Below are 5,419 nucleotides of genomic sequence, written 5' to 3'. Positions count from 1 at the left end.
TTGTTTGCCGTGCTCTTTAGCCTTAAGCTCCAGGTACTGAAAACGTTTAATGAACTTTTTATTGGTTTTCTCCAGCGCGTTCTCCGGGTTTATATTGATAAAGCGTGCATAATTAATGAGTGAAAACAGCAGGTCGCCAAATTCGCCTTCGGCCTTTTCATGGTCGATGGTGGTTTCATCTTCGGCGTTAAATTCGTTTTTAAACTCCTGCATTTCTTCTTCTACCTTGGCCCAAACCTGGTTTTTCTCCTCCCAGTCGAAACCAACGCCGCGGGCTTTTTCCTGTATCCGGGATGCTTTTACCAACGCAGGCAACGAAGATGGCACGCCACCCAGTACAGATTTGTTGCCCTCTTTAAGCTTAATCTGCTCCCAGTTGCGTTTTACATCTTCTTCGCTCTGTACCTCAACATCGCCGTAAATATGCGGGTGGCGATTGATTAATTTATCGCATACGCCGTTTAATACATCAGTAATGGTAAAGTCACTGGTTTCGGAAGCTATTTTAGAATAAAAAACCAGGTGCAGCATAATATCTCCAAGCTCTTTTTTTATCTCCTGCATATCATCGCCCAAAATAGCATCACTCAGTTCATAGGTTTCCTCAATGGTGAGGTGCCGCAGGCTTTCAAGGGTTTGCTTTTTGTCCCACGGGCAATTGGCCCTAAGGTCGTCCATAATAATAAGCAGACGTTGAAATGCGATGGTTGAAGTAGGGGCGGTTTCCGGAGCTTTTAAAGGCATATTTTATAGCAGTGTATGAATAAGCAAATGTATGATAACATCTTTAATGCAAACTTATCACACTATTAATTTAAAGCTAATATTAATTAACTTTACTTGTAAAATCTAATATCCAAATCCTATGATGAAAAAAATTTACCCGGCTATTGTTTTTTTATTAATGCTTGTTAATTTATGCAATGCACAGCAATTAATGAAAACAACAGAGCAAAACAGCTCATTTGAACAGCCCCAGCCATTTTTGTATACCATAAATACGTTAAATCCTGCGGGCAGAAACTGGAGCGTAAATTATTCTGGTGGGTATGGCGAACACACGGTTACCCCTATAGGGTTTGATGGCGTAGATCAAAATATTTCTGTTAAGGGATATTTAGGTAATAAATTTACCTTTTTGGCAACCCTGGGTACCGGCTTTAGTAACAACGGCGGCGTGCATACTTTGCRACAGGCCGAGTTATTAAGGGATTTTATCGGCGGCAATCAGCCCATGGGGTTTAGAATTGGTGGAGGCTTAGGTTTCAGGCATGAATTTAACAATGATAATGTTGCATTTAGCCGCATAACTGCTGCTTATGATGTTACCTCGTGGAAGGTAGGAGCAAATGTAAGGTTAGAAAAGGCTTTTGATGCCAGGCGCGACGGGCTTGATATTATTACCAGTATAGGGCTGCACCGCCATATCAGCGGCCAGTTTTATGGCGGTTTGGAAGCTGTAGGGCAGGATCTGGAAGGATTTTGGGAAACCGATGAGGCAGAAGGTGGCGCACGGTTATTGGTGGGGCCGTCTGTAAATTATGCGCCATCAGGGTCGCGCTTTGCGTTTACGCTTTGTGGCGGGCCCATTATATACGCTACCCGAAGCAGCAACGCGCAGGGCCAGTTTGCAGCCTATCGTGAACTACCTGCTAATAATGGCTTTACCTTAAAATTTAATGTGGGTTTCAGGTTTATGTAAGCAGTTAACCGTACCTAAACACCGAATTTAACAGCCCTCAGCATTTCCCGCTTTCCGGCTGCACCCGGGGCTTTTTCTGTTTTTAAACCAAGGGCTTTCAACATTCGTTTAAGGTTGCCGGTTATGGCGTAGGTAACAAATACGCCACCTGGTTTTAAAAAGCTTATTACATGGTTAATGGCAGCTTCTTCCCACATTTCGGGTTGGCGCGAAGCGGCAAAGGCATCAAAATAGATGATGTCATACCGTTCGTCTCCCTTAAAATCCAGGAGTTTAACTTTGGCGATTTCCAGTCGGCAATGATTGACGGGGTTGACTTTGGTAAGTAAGGCTTCGGGGTAATGCTCCAGGTAGGGTTGCCATAATTGCGGCGAAACATATTCGTTGTACCCGGTTTGGGCCATCATTTCGGGTGTTAAGGGATAGGCCTCGATGCCGGTATAATTAAGCTGGATTGCTTTAGCCATGCACTCATCAGCACTCAATAAAAAGTTTAAACCGGTGCCAAAGCCAACCTCCAGTATACTTGCCTCATTTGTATTATTGTTCTGCAGAAAATAACGCAGCCCGGAGTTAACAAACACATGCCGGCTCTCCTGCAAAGCCCCGTTACGGGAGTGGTAAAGCTCGCCAACCTCGGCATTGTAAATAGTTTTTGAACCATCGGCAGTTGTAACTATACTCAGGTTGCTCATTTAGCCCCTTCTAAATCTTCTCCGGCAGGCGAAGTTTTTAAAGCCGTCCCRTCAACTGGCGCGGAGGGGTGGGTAGCACTTAAATAGTCGGCTATTACCTCGCCCAGGTCATATACAGGTACATTATTTATTTCGCCTGCTACAATACTGGTTGCTGCTGCCGACCGGTATCCGGCCGCACAGTGAATTACAATAGGTTTATCAGTTGGTATCTCGCCAATGCGTTCCCTTAATTCGGGTAGGGGGATGTTAATAGCTGTTTTAAAGGCTTTGCCTTCGTTTACCTCACCCGGGTTACGCACATCTACATTTGTGTAGTTTTCGGGGTTAGCCTTAAAGTCCTCTAAATACAGATCAGGCAGTTTTTCAGTAGCGCTTTGGGGCGATTGAAGGGTTGCGATGATATTGTTTTCGTAACCTATCTTGGCTGCTTTTTTGATTAGTATATTGGTGGCAGCCTCATCCTCTGCTACGAGGTAAAACTTTTCATCGGGCCGAAGGATGGAGCCTAACCAGGTTTCAAATTTATCGCCATCCTGCAGGTTGATCGCCCCTTTAAGGTGACCGGCCCTGAATGCTTTTTTGGGGCGACTGTCAATGATAGTTATGCCTTCCTGTAGCTGAATATCAGTATCGATCCTGGCGACGCTCTCCACACTTAGTTGAAAATCAGGAGCCCCGTTTTTATTAAGCTCCACGTCGTATTCAAAATACTTTGGCACAAATGGCTGCTCGGTAGTAATGGTTTTAACAAAGGTAAGCTCATCCATCAGTTGCAGTGCATAGTTTTCCAGCAGCTCGCGACCGATGGTGCTTTCAAGATCCGGACTCATGTTTTTGCCGCATAATGAACCAGGGCCATGCGCCGGGTATACTATTACGCCTTTAGGCAGGTTCATGAGTTTATTGCGGGTACTGTGGTACATTTGTTTGGCCAGTTCTTCTTTTTTGGCGGTGATATTGCCTGCATTCTCGCGTAAATCGGGGCGGCCTACATCGCCAACAAACAGGGTATCGCCTGTGAAAACAGCTATTTCCCTGCCCTCCTCATCTTCCAGCAAAATACATATAGAATCGGGTGAGTGACCGGGGGTGTTAATAGCCTTTAGCTTAACGTCATTAAGCTCGATAACATCGCCATCATCAAAAGTTTCGTGTGGGTATGTAGCGCCGGTTAGCTTGCTGCAATAAATTACGGCGTTGGTAGCTTTATGAATTTCGAGGTGCGAGCTCACAAAATCGGCATGGGGGTGTGTTTCAATAACGCCCACAAGATCGGCATCGTTCCGGGCGGCGAAATCATAATAGGGCTGCGGGTTACGGGCCGGATCAATAACGATCATTTTACCTATACGGATCACGGCGTAAGATGCATGCGCCAACCCTTTATCGTAGAATTGCTGGATAATCATATTCGGAGCAAAGATAGGAGTTTGGGGGAGATGTTGTAAGGTTGAAATGTTTGAAGGTTGTAAAGTTTGGGTGTTCCGTTCCTCAACGGATAGTTGTGAACAAAAAAAATGCGAAACACGATGATTTTATTGTTTAATTTATTGATTTATAGTTAGTTATGCTGTTTTATTTTTTATCCTTGTACGACACGACTTGTCGTACAGCGCTTTTGGTTTTGTGGTTGGAACACTTTTGCATGGAACGGTGCGCCTTTTTTAACCAGGAACTGCTGAAGAAAAATTTAGAAATATATCAGAAAAATTGATAAAAAACTTACCAGATAAATTAAAGTAATAACAATATATTGCAAAATAAAGCTAAGCTTATTACAAGTTAATGGAAAGCATATTTAACCCATGTCGGCCTTAACGCCTGTCATCCGCCAGGAAATATTGATCTCGTTTTTTCAGCAAAGGCGGGGTGGTGTTACCCTGAAACAAATTGCCAACCATATGGCTGCCAAAATGGGGATTGATGGCAATCAATATATAGCGCGTAATTTTCAGCGGGATAAAAGCGCGATACTGAAAAATTACAACGTAGAGATTGGCTACATTAAAGCCAGTAACACCTATGGTATCATCAATTCACCTGCCGGGACCGGGGCACATTCCATAGCAGCTTTTGATTTGCTCAACGCGGTTTTGCAGGAGGAGAATTTTGCTGGCCATATGCTTGTTGATCATCGCAAGGCAATCGGGTTAGCCCATTTGAGGCCCTTGTTAAAGGCTATTGAAAACAAGGTGCGGGTAAGGTTTGATTACCAGGAGCACGACGGGGTGGAAATAACCAAACGCAAGGCTGAGCCATATGCCCTTAAAGAGTTTAAAGGCTATTGGTACCTGCTGGCTATGGATCTGGGCGACCTGGAGATGAAAACCTTCGGGCTCGATAAGATGGGCGCTGTTGATATTACCAGGAAGAAGTTTGAACACCTGGAATTGCATGATCCGCAGGAAATGTTTAAAAACTGTTTCGGTATTACATCGCCTTATAAAGGGCAGCAGGTAGAAGAAGTGGTGCTGGAGCTTACACCCCGGCAGTATCATTATGTTAAAAATTATCCGCTGCACAGCAGTCAGCACGATTTGGATGAGATAGGGCCGGATGGGCAACGCCTGGTAGCATTAAACATTTGCCTTAATTACGACCTGGAAACGGAAATACTGGGATATGGCGACCAGGCAAGGGTAGTATCCCCGGAGCATTTTAAAAAACGGATACAGGAGCGGTTGAAACAGGCTTTGGGGAATTATTAAATAGGGTGGCCTTCGCGATAGGTGCAGAGAAAACGATTTAGAAATTTATAATATGCACTTGTTCAATAAGTTAAGCTCCGCCGGAGCACGGTAAAGCCATCTTAAAGTACAAGATACCAGGGTTTAATTCGCTACCAAATCTGAAGATAAATTGTGGAGATAATAAAGGGCAAGATTTTTTATTGCTACCTATGACGCATTCGATTTTCAAGGTGTAAAGGCCTGTCAGTCTGAGCCTGTCGAAGACTCGTGCGTATAGGCCTTTGCCCGCTATGCTTCGACAGGCTCAGCATGACAGCCCTCTTAGCAAC

5 protein-coding genes are annotated in these 5,419 nt (G+C 44.4%); 2 read left to right on the top strand and 3 right to left on the bottom strand.

From position 1 onward, the window contains the following. A partial coding sequence (mazG, locus tag AC1DPZ_RS21145; protein ID WP_477407146.1) for a nucleoside triphosphate pyrophosphohydrolase occupies nt 1-744 on the bottom strand: 744 nt, incomplete at its 3' end. Nucleotides 745-865: 121 nt separating this feature from the next. Between mazG and AC1DPZ_RS21140 the strand changes: the two genes are divergently transcribed. Continuing rightward, nucleotides 866-1,702, top strand: coding sequence for a hypothetical protein (locus tag AC1DPZ_RS21140; protein WP_477407144.1), 837 nt, complete (start codon nt 866-868; stop codon nt 1,700-1,702). Between the two features lie 14 nt (nt 1,703-1,716). On the opposite strand, the gene mnmC2 is transcribed toward AC1DPZ_RS21140, so the two are convergent. Both mnmC2 and AC1DPZ_RS21130 read right to left on the bottom strand, forming a co-directional pair. Continuing rightward, nucleotides 1,717-2,397, bottom strand: coding sequence for a tRNA (5-methylaminomethyl-2-thiouridine)(34)-methyltransferase MnmC2 (gene mnmC2 / locus AC1DPZ_RS21135; RefSeq protein WP_477407142.1), 681 nt, complete (start codon nt 2,395-2,397; stop codon nt 1,717-1,719). Further along, on the bottom strand, nt 2,394-3,809 hold the full coding sequence (locus AC1DPZ_RS21130) for an MBL fold metallo-hydrolase (RefSeq protein WP_477407140.1): 1,416 nt from the start codon (nt 3,807-3,809) through the stop codon (nt 2,394-2,396). Before AC1DPZ_RS21130 ends, mnmC2 begins: the two co-directional genes overlap by 4 nt. 396 nt (nt 3,810-4,205) lie before the next feature. Between AC1DPZ_RS21130 and AC1DPZ_RS21125 the strand changes: the two genes are divergently transcribed. Next, nucleotides 4,206-5,108, top strand: coding sequence for a helix-turn-helix transcriptional regulator (locus AC1DPZ_RS21125; RefSeq protein ID WP_477407137.1), 903 nt, complete (start codon nt 4,206-4,208; stop codon nt 5,106-5,108). Nucleotides 5,109-5,419: the final 311 nt, after the last annotated feature.

Source organism: Mucilaginibacter sp. P4_G9 (assembly GCF_056400985.1).
This window is presented reverse-complemented; position numbering and strand designations above follow the sequence as displayed.